The 14,579-nt window shown below is 61.5% G+C and carries 12 protein-coding genes; all 12 read right to left on the bottom strand.

All coding sequences use genetic code 11. The annotated features are described in order from the left end of the window. Window positions 1–180: 180 nt before the first annotated feature. A complete protein-coding gene (locus B0G73_RS14005) occupies window positions 181–2,823 on the bottom strand; it encodes a fimbria/pilus outer membrane usher protein (RefSeq protein WP_106281643.1) in 2,643 nt (880 codons plus the stop codon). 131 nt (window positions 2,824–2,954) lie between these two features. Continuing rightward, entirely contained in the window at window positions 2,955–3,677 is a 723-nt protein-coding gene (locus B0G73_RS14000; RefSeq protein WP_106281880.1) for a fimbria/pilus periplasmic chaperone, read from the bottom strand. 96 nt (window positions 3,678–3,773) lie between these two features. Further along, entirely contained in the window at window positions 3,774–4,334 is a 561-nt protein-coding gene (locus B0G73_RS13995) for a fimbrial protein (protein ID WP_106281641.1), read from the bottom strand. A gap of 437 nt (window positions 4,335–4,771) precedes the next feature. Next, window positions 4,772–6,154 carry an MFS transporter gene (locus B0G73_RS13990; protein WP_106281639.1) on the bottom strand — a complete coding sequence of 461 codons (1,383 nt, stop codon included), beginning with the start codon at window positions 6,152–6,154 and terminating at the stop codon, window positions 4,772–4,774. A gap of 122 nt (window positions 6,155–6,276) precedes the next feature. Beyond that, on the bottom strand, window positions 6,277–7,716 hold the full coding sequence (locus B0G73_RS13985; RefSeq protein WP_106281637.1) for an NAD-dependent succinate-semialdehyde dehydrogenase: 1,440 nt from the start codon (window positions 7,714–7,716) through the stop codon (window positions 6,277–6,279). Beyond that, entirely contained in the window at window positions 7,713–8,750 is a 1,038-nt protein-coding gene (locus B0G73_RS13980; protein WP_106281635.1) for an aldo/keto reductase, read from the bottom strand. Before B0G73_RS13980 ends, B0G73_RS13985 begins: the two co-directional genes overlap by 4 nt. 88 nt (window positions 8,751–8,838) lie before the next feature. Next, window positions 8,839–9,363 (bottom strand): formaldehyde-activating enzyme, encoded by a 525-nt coding sequence (gene fae / locus B0G73_RS13975; RefSeq protein WP_106281878.1) that lies wholly within the window; start codon window positions 9,361–9,363, stop codon window positions 8,839–8,841. 614 nt (window positions 9,364–9,977) lie between these two features. Continuing rightward, window positions 9,978–10,268 carry an H-NS family nucleoid-associated regulatory protein gene (locus B0G73_RS13970; RefSeq protein WP_106281634.1) on the bottom strand — a complete coding sequence of 97 codons (291 nt, stop codon included), beginning with the start codon at window positions 10,266–10,268 and terminating at the stop codon, window positions 9,978–9,980. 134 nt (window positions 10,269–10,402) lie between these two features. Beyond that, entirely contained in the window at window positions 10,403–11,602 is a 1,200-nt protein-coding gene (locus B0G73_RS13965) for a serine hydrolase (protein WP_106281632.1), read from the bottom strand. A gap of 239 nt (window positions 11,603–11,841) precedes the next feature. Beyond that, window positions 11,842–12,045 (bottom strand): hypothetical protein, encoded by a 204-nt coding sequence (locus B0G73_RS13960; RefSeq protein WP_106281630.1) that lies wholly within the window; start codon window positions 12,043–12,045, stop codon window positions 11,842–11,844. A 423-nt stretch (window positions 12,046–12,468) separates the two neighbouring features. After that, entirely contained in the window at window positions 12,469–12,729 is a 261-nt protein-coding gene (locus B0G73_RS13955; protein ID WP_106281628.1) for a hypothetical protein, read from the bottom strand. A gap of 87 nt (window positions 12,730–12,816) precedes the next feature. After that, window positions 12,817–14,298, bottom strand: coding sequence for a sigma-54-dependent Fis family transcriptional regulator (locus B0G73_RS13950; protein WP_106281626.1), 1,482 nt, complete (start codon window positions 14,296–14,298; stop codon window positions 12,817–12,819). Window positions 14,299–14,579 lie beyond the last annotated feature (281 nt).

Below are 14,579 nucleotides of genomic sequence, written 5' to 3'. Positions count from 1 at the left end.
CGTGCAATGCCCTGCTCGGCTGAATCCGGGCCGCAGGCGATGGGCAACATGCACCGACATCCGCCCAACCGACGACTGGCCGCCGCATTGACTAACGCCACTTGCCGCCTGCTCGCCAGAGATATCTCCGTCACTGGGCTCATACCTGGTCGATCTCATCCCGAACATCTGTTCACCTTCTCAATTCGTTTGATTGGGTTGGTCCAAGCGTGCGTCGTCCTGCGTCGACTGAATGCCGCCCGCGCAATGCCCTTCCACCGACAGATACACCGCGCCCGCCTTACCGCTCGGCTTCGGCAACACATAATCAATCTTGCACTGCTCCGCCCCAACCGCACCCCACTTGACGAAAAGCGTGCCGTTATCATCGAGGCCGCGCGCGAATATCCGGCTGTCCTGGGCAACCACACCCACCGTGCGCCCGTTGGCATCGACCACGTCCGCGCCGAACGGCAGCGCATTGCCGCCAAGTTGCGGCGCGCGAATCAACGCGGCGCGGCCGCTCACCGTCTTGTACTTGATCAGCACCACTGAACCCAATCGCGGCACCGCCTGTTCCGAAGTCGACTCGAACTCGACGTCGGTCGATGTACCCTTCGGATCGATTTCCACCGTGTTCATGCCGTATGGCGTCAGATACGGCACCACAGCGAAGCCTCGACCATTGAGCTTGACGCCGGGCGAGTTGGTCACGCTGGCGCCCGCCGCACCCGGCGCTTCGACGACGCCGAACGTGTCGCCCACCGTCTGCGAGAAAGTCACACCGCCTGGATGCGCGACGATCGAGCCGCTGACGCCGGCGGAGATCTGGCTCGAACTCGTTCCCGCGCTAGCCGATCCCGTCAACTGGGCATACGGTCCACGATAGGCGCCGCTGGCGCCCGTGCTCAGCGTGCTGTTGCCTTGAGCCGCGCCATACGTCCCATACGCGTTGTACGAGTACTGGTTGCGCTCGCCGAGCGAGCCGCTCACATTGGCCTGGAGGCTGGTGTTTCCGCCCGAACTGCTGAAGTTCGTCGACATCAGCGGCGAATAGCGGCCGCGGCCGAGCGGCAACGTGGTGCTCAACATGATCTGGTCGGACATCGAACCGTCCGAACTGCGCGTGCGTCCCGCACTGATGCTGTACGTGCCGTACCTGAAACTATTGGTGTAACCTGCCTGGTAGAACAGATCGTTACCGCTTCGATTCCAATACTGTTGCGCGGAAGCGTTCAAAAAGACCGTACCGTATAGCTTGAAATTCTGATTGAGGGTGATCTGAAAACGGCTGCGCTGCCGATAAACCGAGTTCAGATCGTCGCCGCGCATTGCGCGGTCACGCAGCGTGGCGGCGTCAGTGAGGCTCATGTAGCCGGCCGTCGAATACCGATATGCCGCGATGGCAATATTCGTGTTGGTCGGGTCGATGAACTTGCTATAACCGATACGCCAACTGGTGCCGCGCGATGTACCTTGACCGGGAATCTGGGTCTGTGCAGCCGTCACGTCGGCTGAGAGCGCACCGAACTTCGTGTTCAGCGCCGCGCCCACATCCGCAGCGAGATAGTCGTTGGCGGCCACGCCGCCGCCATATGCGGTGATCAGATTGGTGAGTCCTCGCTGCAAGGTGAACTGCGCGAAATACGGGCTGTTCTCGAGCGCGGAGGTACGAAGCTCACCGGCGGTAACTGAAAACCGTGTCGTGCCAGGCCGCAACGACTGGGCAACCGAGGCGTAAGGCACAGTAAAGCTCTTCGCGCGGCCGTTGGCTTCGGTCACCGTGACATCCAGATTGCCACCGTAGCCGGTCGCGTAAAGGTCCTTGATTTCGAACGGGCCCGGCGAGACGGTGGTTTCATAGATCACCTGGCCGTTCTGACGAACCGTCACGCGTGCGTTCGATTCCGCCGTGCCACGCACGATCGGCGCATAGCCTCGCAGCGATTCGGGCAGCATGCGATCGTCGGTGGCAATCTGCGCACCGCGGAATTGCACGCTGTCGAATACATCGCCGGTCGTGTAGCCGTCGCCGACCGTCAACTGCGATTTCAGCGCGGTAATGTCACGCTGAAGGTACGTGGCAATGTTGTCGAACTGGGTGGGTGCGCCGGTTTGCTGGGTCGCAGACGACTGATGACGAAAGTGCCACGCGCCGATGTTCACGCCGGCATTCAGTCCAAGGTAACTTTGGGTCGACTCGAAGCCCGATCCGCCGCTGTGATACGCGTTGGCGTTGTAGCTCAGGAAAGCTGCGTTGACGCCGTTTTGCCACATCTCAGGGGGGACGTAACCGCGCGCTACATTGCGCATATACTTTTGCGGCACGCCTAACGTGATCTTCTGGTCCGCAAAGTCGAAGTCCATCGTGGAGTCGGGCACGGTTGCCGCGAGGTCGACACATTCATCCGGCGCTCCGGCATCCGCCGTCTTGGCCCCATCGCTCGCGGCAACCTTGGCGAAATCGACGCCTAGCTTCTCCAGCATGGCCCGGTTGAAGCAAGGACGCGCGTCGACCGTACCGCGCGCGGCCACAAAACGCACATGCTGGCGTGCAACGCGAATGCCATTAACGAACAGATCGACGGAATACACACCCTCGGATACCGGATTGCCGCGCGCGAAGCGCGACACGTCCACCGTTGCATTCGCGTCGGTCCGCAGAAAGGTCGTGTCGAACTCCACCGCCGCCGGTCCGCCTTGCTCGGACGCCTGCGCGTCTATTGGCTGAGCCCCTGACATCGCGAACGCCACTGCTGCAAGTGCCGCGATGGGGTGCAGCCTGAACGCACCGGAGAGTTCGCCTACGCGAACAGACGACGCGCGACGGAATGAAGCTTTCATGTTCTGAGCGGTGTTCAATATCCTGCAACAGGCGTGCGTCGTCCCTGTGCGTTGTCAGCGCAACGCACGCCTTGTACGAGAATGGGTTAGCCAGGGGCGGCAGCTTGCCGCCCGATTGAAGACGTGGTGGCCTAGTCGCCGAGTGCGGCGTCACCGCGAATCGGACCGCCGTAGTCGCTGATCGCGACGTAGTGCACCTTCGCGCCGGCCGCGACGGCGTTCATCTTCGCGATCGGCAGGACCGCCGACGCATGCGGCGCGACCATGCCGCCCCGTTGGCTGCTGAAGGTATGGCCACCGCTTTCCACGTGAATCTCGCTGAACGACACGTAGTACGGTGTCGGATTCGAAACGCTGACGGCCTGATCCTTGCCGTCCGTCGACGCGGCGATCTCCCAGCTAAGTTGCGCGGGTGCGTCTTCCGGCTCGCCAGGCAGCTTGCCGGGTCGTACAAAAACCTTGATACGGGTGCGATAGGCCAGAGTCAGGGTATTGACGTCCGCGGCAGTCTTTGCCTTCGGTGGAATGTCCAGGACGTTGAGCCAATAGACCGACTCGCGATCCTGCGGCAGCGGCTCGCCGGTGTACATCACGCGCAACGTCTGCGCCTTCTTCGGATCCATGCGAAAAATCGGCGGTGTAATCACGAACGGCACCTTGACCTCACCGGGTTTGGCATCCGCCTTGCCGTCGTCGATCCAGACCTGCACGAGCGAGGGCGAGCGGCTGTCGTTTTCCAGCTTCACCGTGACTTCGCGCTGCTCAAGCGGATACACCACGCGCGTGCCGCCAATCGTCACGCTCGCCCGTACATCGCCAGCCAGTAGCACACAGGCAAGGCCGATTCCCATCATCGAATTTCTGAACAGCGTTATCACGATCGGCCCGTCAAATTTCTCAAAATAAGCGTGCAAAAAGGCGCTCGCATGGCGAGCGCCCGAGACCCACACTTACTGGTATTCCATCGTGTACTGAACCGATGAGATGACCGTGCCGGGCGCGGCAGCGGCCGTCGCGTAATACCGCGCGTAATACTGCAGAGTCGTCGCCCCGTCGACATCGATGGTCACGCCGTTCGAGCCGATATCGTTGTTCGCGCCCGTCGTAACGTTGATGACCTGCATCTGTGCGTTGAGGAGTTGGACCTCCACATTCTTCGCAGTGCCACTGCTCGACAGAAAACCCGTCGCCTGGTCGACTGTCGGGCCGTTCTCGAAGCCGGCAATCACCTTGGTAGCCGTGCCGCTGCAGCCCGTCAGGACAAATTGCAGATCGGCCGAATTCGTTGTACCAGCCGTGTTGCCTACCTGTGTGAGCGACCCGGTCGGAACATCAGCCAGCGTGACCGTCTTGTCTGCCGGTGTGCCACTTGCGTTTCCGTTGATCGAGCAGGTCGTGTCCGTAACATTGCCAGTGAAGGTGATCGTGCCGTCCGCCGCATTAGCGTAGAGCGGTACCAGACAGAACAGACCGCTGGCGGCGATCGCGGTTGCGGAGATCATTGATTTCATTGCTTCTATTCCTAACAATTACAAAAAAACGGGATTCAACGGAGATCTTGGAGTTACCCAAGGATTCCTATTTCCTAGCCAAGCAAATACCATTTATATGGTTCTCACTTTGCTTCGTTAAGACGAGTTAGGATATTAAGGCTTCCTAGATAAGAAGTATCTGGGACAAATCGCCTCTTTTCGGATTCGACCGAGAGACATGGCGCGTCGAGAACGGGCGAGAGTGCGGGCATTGCGAGCTTTTGAGGCGCGCAATGCCGGTCAACCGGTGGTGACGCGTTGACAGAGCGCGGCAATCGGCCACGCAAGACATCATAACCACGGAAGCCATCGCCGAATGCCGTGCCATGCCGACTAGTGCCATGGTTTCAAGCCCAAAAACAAAAACCCGCCGCATCGTTGCCGACGCGGCGGGTTCTCTTCAACGTTCCAGCGAACTAGGCGCCGCTCGCTTCGTTCAAAGTCAAATGCTTCGTTTCCGGCGCCCACGCGATCGACACCACCATGCCGATCAGCAACACCGCGGCGAGCACCATCATCGTGATATGGAAGCCTAAATGCACGATGCCGAGCGGCAGCAGAAACGTGCCGACGGCCGATCCAAGCCGGCTGCACGCAATCGCGAGTCCGACGCCGCACGCGCGCACTTCGGTCGGAAAGCACTCCGGCGGAAACACGCCGACGAGATTCGAGAACGCCGACATGGTGAGCGTGAAAATTCCGAAAGCGACGATCATGCCGAGCGTCGCCGACTCCGGCAGCACACTCAACGCAATCAGCGATACGCAAGTCACCGCGAACGAGCCGATCAAGAACGTGCGCCGCGGAAGTTTGATCGTGAGCCAGATGCCGATCAACGCGCCAAGCACGAGAAATCCGTTCAACAGAAAATCCGCGCTCGAGTCATTGTTCAAGTGAATCGCTTTCAGAATAGTCGGCAGAAACGTATAAACAGCGAAGTACGGAATGACGAGACACACGAAGAACGCGCAGTTGAAAATCGTGCGGCGAATCAGATCAGCCTTGAATAGACGCATGAAACCGCCCGCCGTTTGCGCGTGCTCGTCGTGGCCGCCGTCCAGAGTGACGTTCGCACCGAAGTGCTTCAGCACGATCGATTTCGCCTCCGCCGTGCGTCCTTTGCCATGCAGCCAGCGCGGCGACTCCGGTGTGCCCATGCGCAGCACGAGAACGATCAACGCCGGCACACCCGCCGACGCCAGCAGCCAGCGCCATGCATCTGGCGATGCATCGGCGTAGTGCATGCCGAGCACATTCGCCACCACATACCCGACGGTCCACACCACGCTGAACGAGCCAAGCAACGTGCCGCGATGTTTGCGCGGCGAGAACTCCGCGAGGATCGCATGCCCCACCGCAAAGTCGCCGCCCATGCCGAAGCCGATCAACACCCTCAGCAAACACAACTCGAGCGGTGAACGCACATAGAACTGCGCGAACGCAGCCGCTGTGATGATGATGAAGCTCAGCAGGAAAATCTTCTGCCGTCCCATGCGATCCGACAGCCAGCCGAAAACCAGACTGCCGATAAAGATGCCCATCAACGCGGAACTGCCGATCATGCCCATCCAGAAGGCGTCGAGCGGCATCTGCCGATTCAGCGACGCAAGCGCATAGCCGATCGTGCCGAGCGCGAAACCTTCTGTGAAGTGCGCGCCGAACGTCAGCCCGGCGATCTTGACGTGAAAGGCGTTCAGCGGAACGTCGTCGAGAGGAATGGGGCCGTGCGCGGATGCCGCTGACGCCGGCAAAGTGGGGGCGAGGCCGAGAGTGGCCGCCTGCATATCCTGATTGCTCACGCTGTCTCCTTCGTTAGTATGGATCGCCGGGCGCGGTCGGCATGCCGCCGCGCACCGATTGCGTCGTCCGCCTGTGCGTCATGCATGGGCATGACGTACGGCGCGGACGCGCGGTGTGAAGATCAGCGTCCGAGGCCGCCCATCATCATGTACTTCAGTTCGGTGTATTCATCGAGCCCGTACTTCGAGCCTTCGCGGCCGAGTCCCGACTGCTTGACGCCGCCGAACGGCGCGACTTCCGTGGACACAATCCCTTCGTTGATGCCGACCATGCCGCTTTCCAGCGCTTCGCCGACGCGCCACGCGCGCGCCAGATCGCGCGTGTAGAAATACGCCGCCAAGCCGAACGGTGTGTCGTTGGCCGCTTCAATCGCTTCCGCTTCGCTCTTGAAGCGGAAACACGCGGCAACCGGTCCGAAGGTTTCTTCGCCGGCGATCAGCATCGAGCTGTTGGCGTCGACCAGAACAGTCGGCTCGTAAAAAGTGCCGCCGAGCGTGTGCGGCTTGCCGCCGGTCAGCACCTTCGCGCCTTTTTGCAACGCGTCGGCCACGTGCGTTTCGACCTTCTTCAACGCAGCCTGGTTGATCAACGGACCTTGTTCGACCTCGCCTTGCAACGCGTTGCCGACGCGCATCTTGCGCACTGCTTGCGTCAACGCGGACGTAAACGCATCGTAGATGCCGTCCTGCACGTAGAAGCGGTTGACGCACACACACGTCTGCCCGGTGTTGCGGAATTTCGAAGCCATCGCGCCTTGCACGGCGGCATCGAGGTCCGCGTCGTCGAACACGATGAAAGGCGCGTTGCCGCCGAGTTCGAGCGACAACTTCTTCAGCGTGTCCGCCGACTGCTTCGCCAGCAGCTTGCCGACACGCGTCGAACCGGTGAACGACAACTTGCGCACCACGTCGGATTCCGTGAGCGCGCCGCCGATCGCCACGGCGTCGCCGGAGACGATATTGAACACGCCGGGTGGAATGCCCGCTTTCCCGGCCAGCACCGCCAAAGCGAACGCGGACAACGGCGTTTCTTCCGATGGCTTGAGCACCATCGTGCAACCGGCCGCGAGAGCGGGACCGGCCTTGCGCGTGATCATGGCGAGCGGGAAATTCCACGGTGTGATTGCCGCGACCACGCCGACCGGTTCCTTCGTCACGATAATTTTCGCGTTTGGATTTGGACTCGGAATCACGTCGCCGTAGGCCCGCTTCGCTTCTTCCGCGAACCATTCGAAGAAGCTCGCCGCGTAACCGACTTCGCCGCGCGCTTCGGCAAGCGGTTTGCCTTGCTCAAGCGTCAGCAGTTCGGCGAGCGCGTCGCGATTCTCCAGCATCAACTCGCCCCAGCGTTTGACGCGGGCGCTGCGTTCTTTCGCGGTCAGCGCACGCCATGCGGGAAACGCGCGCTCGGCCGCCGCGATGGCCTGTGCCGCTTCGGCCGCGCCACCTTTGGCCACTCGCGTGACGACCTCGCCGGTCGCGGGATTCAAAACAGCATACGTGTCGGCGCCTTCGTACCATTCGCCGCCAATGTAATGTCCGGTGCGGAGAAATTCGTTCATGCGGCCTTCTCCAGCGTTTCGACGAACATGCCCTGCGCAAGGCGCGGTTCGCGCGCGATGCGTTTGCCTGCGGTGTAGTCGTTGATCAGATCGCACGGCGTGTAGTTGCGTTCGAGCTCGAACAGTTCATCCGCCGAAAGCGTCGTGCCGAGCGCGGCGAGCGCGCTGTCGAACTGCGCCGGCGTATCCGCACCGACCAGCATGCTTGCAACACCGCCGTGATTCAGCACCCAAGCTTGCGCGATCTGCGCGGCGGAAACGCCACGCCGCGCGGCCACGCGAGCCACCGACGCGGCAATTTCACGCGAAGCCACATCGCCATACATTTGCTCGGTGAAGAAGTCGGTCTGATTGCGCGTCGAATTCGGATCGCAGGTCAACAGGCCACGCGCCAACGGACTGAACACGGACACGCCGACGCCCTGATCCTGGCAATACGGAATCATTTCGCGTTCTTCCTCACGGTATGCCAGGTTCAACTGCAACTGCATATTGATCGGCTTGTGCCACCCGTTGCGCTCGCAGACCTGCATGATCTTGGCGAACTGCCACGTGTACATGGTCGACACGCCGATATAGCGCGCCTTGCCGGCGCGCACGATATCGTTGAGCGCGCCCATGGTTTCTTCGACCGGCGTATTCACGTCGAAAAAATGCAGCATGTAGATATCGACGTAATCCATGCCGAGACGCGTCAGCGAGCCGTCGATGCCGTCCATGATGTGCTTGCGCGAATGACCGCCGGCGTTCTGATACGCGCCCATGTCGTAGCCGACCTTGGTGGCCACGACCATTTCCTCGCGACGCGTGAGACGCTTCAGTATTCGGCCCACCACCTCTTCACCGACGCCGGTCGAATAGAAATCGGCGAGGTCGATAAAGTTGACGCCGGCTTCGAGCGCATGACGAACGATCGGCTCGCTTTGCGCTTCGTCGAAAATCCACGGCTTCCATTGCGGCGTGCCCATGTTCATCGTGCCGAGGCACAGACGCGAAACCTTCAGACCGGATTGGCCGAGGCGAATGTATTCCATAGTGCGTGTCTCCTTCCTTCCTGAAAACCAGCGGCGCGGACGGTTAGTTGCGCATTGCAGGGCGCGCGACCGACCCGCGCTGCCTGCATTAACGTTGTTTCGGTGTGTAGAACGGGTTCGATACGTCGCGCGCGGCGGCGAAGACTTCATCGCGATGCGGCAGCCCCTTCATCGCCGCGAGGATCGCGTTCTTGCACGCGCGGTAGTTGTTGTCGAAGACGGCGTCGAGATCGTCGGTCGACGGGTTGACCCAGTTCGCCGATACCACCACCCAGTCGTTCTCCGCTTCAGGCGGCAGCGTGCCGTTCTCCAGCGACTCGGCCACCGCCTTCGCGATACCGGCTTGCGAAGCGCCCCACGTCGCGTTGCCGTGGAAGTCGCTGCCGATCTGCGCCTTGTTCACATAGAGCGTGAGCGGCTTGGTCGGCACGCCCGGACGCGCGATCACGACGAACGGCGCGTGACCCGCCGAGGGCGTGGCCAACGCGGTGGCGAACGCCTGCCCAGCCGGGCCGTTGCGCGGGCCAACCAGTACGTTGATGTGCGCGAGATTGACGCCGGGGCCTTCGAATCCTTCGCCGATAAAGAGTTGTTTGTCCGTCGATGCGCTCATGGTCTTTCCGTCGAGGTTGAGTGGATGGCCGATTGTGAGGTTCGGCATCCGCGACCATGTATCGATGAGTTTTGATGCGGGGTATGAGAGGAACTCAACTCCGGGTTAGCCCCGAGCGCAGTGGCTCGCGGGTAGCGAGGCGCGCAAAGGTGAGGGTTTTCGGGACTATCACGGCAGCACTGTGGAATCGCTGCGAAAGGTGAGCGTATCGACGAACGGGCGCGCACCTGCGCCGCGACACTCCGCACAGCGACGTACGCACCAGACGCGACTAAAAGAGGCCCAAGCGATGGCTGCAGCGATTCTTCGTACAGCCTGGGAACCCCTACCAGCAAGGGCTAGCGCGGGTTTCGGAGGAAATGGATCAGTCACCGCGGCCTGCGGTAGCAAGCTTGTCGCAAGGTGCGTGATTCGAGAAAACCAGGCTGACCGAAACAACCGGTCCGTCGCGAGCCGCGCATCCGCGCCTATGGTTCACGCGCCAGGTCCACGCGAAAGGTGAGTGTTTTCGGGACTTGCCTCGTCGCGCGCGAAAGGTGCGAAAAACTCCGCACGCGACATCACTTTAAATAATCCGGCACATGACGGGTGGAGACGTCATGCGCCAACGCACTTCAACCTTCGATGAGAAAGCGCTCGCGATTCTTGCCCACGAGCCACGCTGGCGAGCGGCCGCGGCCGCTCCAGGTCTCGCCGGTTTTCGGGTTGCGATACTTGGCGACCGAAGGCGTCTTGCGGGCCGTCGTGCCTTTGCTGGTGAAACCCAGTTCTTCCGCCGTCAGGTCGTATTCGGCTACTTTCTGCTTGATCTCGGCGATCGCCTGCGCGATTTCCTTCTCGCGCGCCGCCGCGACTTCCTTGTGGAGTTTTTCTAGCTGGGCGGTCAACTGCTTGTACGAGGCCATGACGGGTGCTCCGATCATTAGACGAGAACTGAAGTGCGGACACTATCAGACGAATAAATTGCCGGATAGAGAAGCCCGACGCCGCGAGCGGGTAACACGCTTAAAAGAAGCCGGCCCGGACGCGGCCGGTTCGCTCAATCGTCAATTGCATCGTACACGCGGCGTTCGAAATCCACTGTCATTGAGAACGGTTCGACGGAGCGCCTTTGAATCAGCATCAGACCGATCAGATCTTCCACCGGATCGGCGAACCAGCTTGTGCCATACGCACCCGGCCAGCCGAACGAGCCCATCGAACGATAGCCAAGCGGCAACTGCTGTGCCGGATCGTCGACGATGGACAAGCCGAGGCCGAACCCCTGGCCTGCCCATAGCGCATGACCGAAAGCCGACACACGGCGCTGGTCGCGCGTCAGAAAATTGGAGCGCATCAGATCGACTGAGCGGTGCGACAGCAAACGCGTCGTGCCGACTCGTCCGCGGCCGAGCAGCAGTTGCGCGAATTGCAGATAGTCGTGCGCTGTGGAAACCAGGCCGCCGCCGCCGCTCTGGAAGCGGGCCGGATCCGCCCATCGGCTCGACGACGGATGGTCCTCGATGATTCGCTGCCCTGAGCCCTGTTCGACGCCATAAGCCGTGGCCAGCCGACCGAGTTGCGCGTCGGGCACCCAGAAAGCGGTATCGCGCATGCCGAGTGGCTCGAAGATCCGCGTCCGGAAAAACTCGCCGAGCGGCATGCCGCTCACCCGTTCGATCAGCACGCCGAGCACGTCGGTGGCAACGCCGTAGTGCCAGCGTGACCCGGGCTGGAACATGAGCGGCAAACTTGCGATGCGGGCAAGCCAGGCGTTGCCGTTCATGCGCGCTTCGAATCCGTTGAAAGCGGCGGCGTAAGCCTCGGCAAGGGGCCCGGTCGCGGTGAAGTGGTAGGCGAAGCCGGCGCGGTGCGTCAGCAGGTCCAGCACGGTGAGCGACGCTCTGGCGGGGTCGGTTTCATCGAGCGGGCCGGCGGGATCACGTAGCACACGCGGCGCGGACAATTCCGGCAACCAGAGTGAGATCGGCGTGTCGAGGGCGAGCCGGTCTTCTTCGATCAGCATCAGGATCGCGGCGCTGGTGACCGGCTTGGTCATGGACGCAATGCGGAACAGCGTATCGCGCTCCATCGGCAACCGCGCCGCGTCGTCGCGCCAGCCGAGCGGCTCGAAATAGCCAATCTCGCCGCGCCGCCAGACCATCGACACCACGCCCGCCACTTCACCGCGTTCCACATAGCCTTGCATGGCGTTGGTCAGTGCCGTCAGCCGAGACGCGGAAAGTCCTGCTCGTTGCATGTTTGTCCTGATCGTGGAGGGAATGGCGGCCTGTTCACCTGACGCGCGCCATCAGTCCGCGCGGCCCCGTGAGCGTAAAGCGGCGCCAGCGCGTGCGCAACAAAATGACGTGGCTCGCCATCCTGTCGAGACGTCGCGCTGCGCCGTGCCGCTTACATGGCCATGGCCGTCACGTTTCCCCATTTTTGCAAAAAACGTTACCAGAAGGGTACGTCACAGCCATCCACTGCACCGGGCGTTCAGGCTTTCAGGCGCTGCTCGAGAGCCGAGAGGGCGGCGTTGAGCCGTTTGACCCGGTTCGCCTGCGCCGGCACCAGCGCCGCGCCGGATACGGAATCGATGCGGTTTCGCCAATAGGAGAGCGGGATGTGGTCTGCCGCGGAGATATGCGAGATTACGTGTTCAAGATGTTCAATATCTTTTTCGAGTTGGTGATGATTCATTGCTTTCCCCGGATTACTCGTTGAACTATTTTCAATGCGTAACGCGAAGCACAAAGCGTGCCGCACTATTTTCGGTTTTCGGTCTAAACGGAAAATCCTTCCTGGCACTTTCCGCATAGACGGCGAAACCGGCAAAAGCTGCCTGCTGCTTGAATCTTGGGCCACTGAAAAGACAATACTGCCGCTCAACTTCGCGTTCCGTTAGGTGCCGCACCGACCTGGCTATTCGACGTGAATCCGCATGTTTTTAATTGCGTCCGGCGACAAGGAATAGATGAAGCGCGGTATTAATATCCATTGCGCATCATAACCGCGGATAGAACCTGCATCAGATGCAGGCCTTTACGACGGCCATACGCTTTTAGCGCGACTGAGGAAGAAAGCTTGAGGCGCTGGTCGAGCCGGCCTTGCGCCGGCGAACCCTTATTTCCCCCGGCAGGCGTAGATCAGGTTGAGCGTGCCGTTCTCAGTGGATTGACGCACGACATCGAACGCGCCGCCGCAACTCGCGCTGGCCTGCTGCGAGCAGGAGTCAGAACCGGCAGGGCACTGCACCAGCGTCGTCGCGCGGCCGTCCGGCAAAAACAGCGGCGCGCTGCTGCTGCAACCGCCCATCGCGACCATGGCGCCGGCCGCCAGCGTGGCGCAGGCCCGCCGCGCGTAGAAGGAGAGATTGCATTTCATTTGAAACCCCGATCACGTCTTGTTTTTCGATCACGGGATTGTGCCACGCGTCAATTACGCTGCGTCAATCGCTGTCGCGGAACGTTGTCACACGTCGATGCCGTACGCCGCGATCTTCTTATAGAGCGTCGCGCGAGCCATGCCGATCTGGTTTGCAGTCTCGATCACGCGGCCGCCGTTGGCGCGCAAAGCGTCGCTCAGGAAGCGCTTCTCGAAGGCCGCCATCGCCTCACTCCATGAGGCCGGTTGAGGCGCACTAGCCTGCGCGTTTGCCGCATGCGCTGTCGAAGCCATCTCGGGCAAGGGCGCATTCAGACGGTACGCGCCGCCGCCGTGCGCCGCGCCAATAAACGGCGCCAGCGCCCGCGCATCGATCCGCTCATTGTCGGACAGCATCACCGCACGCTCCAGCGTGTTGCGCAACTCGCGCACATTGCCCGGCCAGCCGTACGAGCACAGCAACCTCAGCGCGTCGTCCTGCAATTCGAAGTGACTGGCGCCTCGCGCCTGGGTCGACAAATCTTCAAGCATGGCGTAAGCCAGCGCCTCGATATCCGAGGTCCGTTCGCGCAACGGCGGCGCATGGATCGTCAGCACGTTCAGCCGATAGAACAGGTCAGCGCGGAATCGCCCGGCCGCGACCAGCGCGGGCAAATCGGCCGAGGTCGCCGCAATGATCCGGACGTCGGCGCGCACGATCCGGTTCGAGCCGAGCGGTTCGAACTCCTTGTCCTGCAACACGCGCAGCAGCTTGCCCTGCAAGGGCAGCGGCATATCGCCGATTTCGTCGAGGAACAGCGTGCCGCCGTTCGCCAGCTCGAACTTGCCGACGCGCCCTTTGCGATCCGCGCCAGTGTAGGCGCCCGGCGCCGCACCGAAGAATTCGACTTCGAGTAGGGTATCGGGAATCGCCGCGACGTTGACCGTCACGAGCGGCTGATTCGCGCGCGCCGAGCCGCCGTGGATGGCATGCCCAAGCAACTCCTTGCCGGTGCCGGTTTCGCCGAGCAGCAGCACCGGCGATTCGAGCTGCGCGGCGCGGCGCGCCTGGCGCTTCACTTCGAGACTGGCCGCGCTCGTGCCGACGAAACTGCCGAACGTATATTTGGCCCGCCGCGCCTGCGCGAGCGACCGGCGCGTCGCGATCAATTCTTCCTGCACACGCGAGTAGTGGGAAAAGAGCGGCGTTAACGCCTTCAGTTCGTCGAAGAGCGCAAAGCCAACGGCGCCGACTGTGGCGCCCGCATCGTCCTTCAACGGCAAACGCGTGACGACGAGCGGTTCGCGGTCCGTTTCCAGAATATCGAGCAGAATCGGTTTGCCGGTGTTGACGACCTCGCGCATCAGGCTGTTCGGAATCACCGCTTCGCAATCGCGGCCGATGGCCTGGTCCGGGTCCGAAAAACCGAAGCGCGCCGCGTAGCGTTTGTTGATCCAGACCACGCGCGCGTCGGCATCGACGATAAACGTCCCTTCGCTGAAATTTTCGAACGTGCGGAAGAGCGAATCCATCGCCCGGCGCAGTACGTCGCCGTAAGTGGCAGGCAAGCCCGCCCAGTCGTTCATCATGCTGTCGCTGTCTCCGGCTATCGTTTTATTGTGCTTGTCTCATTTCGTAGACAAGCTTATCTCATCGACGAGATCGCCAGCAAGCCCACGGCATAAGGGTTTAACCTCGGTTTGGCACAATTTCAGCTATTTTGCGTCCCGTTTTAGAGACGTTTGGGTACAATCGCCGCGATCACGTTTTGAACTTCGGTGTGCGAAATCAGGCGGCTGGCCGTTGCCGCCGATATGGCACGGAACCTGCGTTTGCGGGCGCCGTGCCGCCGCACCTTCGAGACGGCGAC

Origin of the sequence: Paraburkholderia sp. BL25I1N1, assembly GCF_003002025.1 — a bacterium.
In the GTDB taxonomy this organism is placed as follows: domain Bacteria; phylum Pseudomonadota; class Gammaproteobacteria; order Burkholderiales; family Burkholderiaceae; genus Paraburkholderia.
Note: the sequence above shows the minus strand (reverse complement) of the source record. Positions and strands in the feature narration are given on the sequence as shown.

Coding starts and splice junctions, on each gene's coding strand:
- B0G73_RS13995 (WP_106281641.1), bottom strand. CDS start 4,334: ATGAAATCAATGATCTCCGCAACCGCGATCGCCGCCAGCGGTCTGTTC.
- B0G73_RS13960 (WP_106281630.1), bottom strand. CDS start 12,045: ATGAATCATCACCAACTCGAAAAAGATATTGAACATCTTGAACACGTA.
- B0G73_RS14000 (WP_106281880.1), bottom strand. CDS start 3,677: ATGATGGGAATCGGCCTTGCCTGTGTGCTACTGGCTGGCGATGTACGG.
- B0G73_RS13980 (WP_106281635.1), bottom strand. CDS start 8,750: ATGGAATACATTCGCCTCGGCCAATCCGGTCTGAAGGTTTCGCGTCTG.
- B0G73_RS13965 (WP_106281632.1), bottom strand. CDS start 11,602: ATGCAACGAGCAGGACTTTCCGCGTCTCGGCTGACGGCACTGACCAAC.
- fae (WP_106281878.1), bottom strand. CDS start 9,363: ATGAGCGCATCGACGGACAAACAACTCTTTATCGGCGAAGGATTCGAA.
- B0G73_RS13955 (WP_106281628.1), bottom strand. CDS start 12,729: ATGAAATGCAATCTCTCCTTCTACGCGCGGCGGGCCTGCGCCACGCTG.
- B0G73_RS14005 (WP_106281643.1), bottom strand. CDS start 2,823: ATGAAAGCTTCATTCCGTCGCGCGTCGTCTGTTCGCGTAGGCGAACTC.
- B0G73_RS13970 (WP_106281634.1), bottom strand. CDS start 10,268: ATGGCCTCGTACAAGCAGTTGACCGCCCAGCTAGAAAAACTCCACAAG.
- B0G73_RS13985 (WP_106281637.1), bottom strand. CDS start 7,716: ATGAACGAATTTCTCCGCACCGGACATTACATTGGCGGCGAATGGTAC.
- B0G73_RS13950 (WP_106281626.1), bottom strand. CDS start 14,298: ATGATGAACGACTGGGCGGGCTTGCCTGCCACTTACGGCGACGTACTG.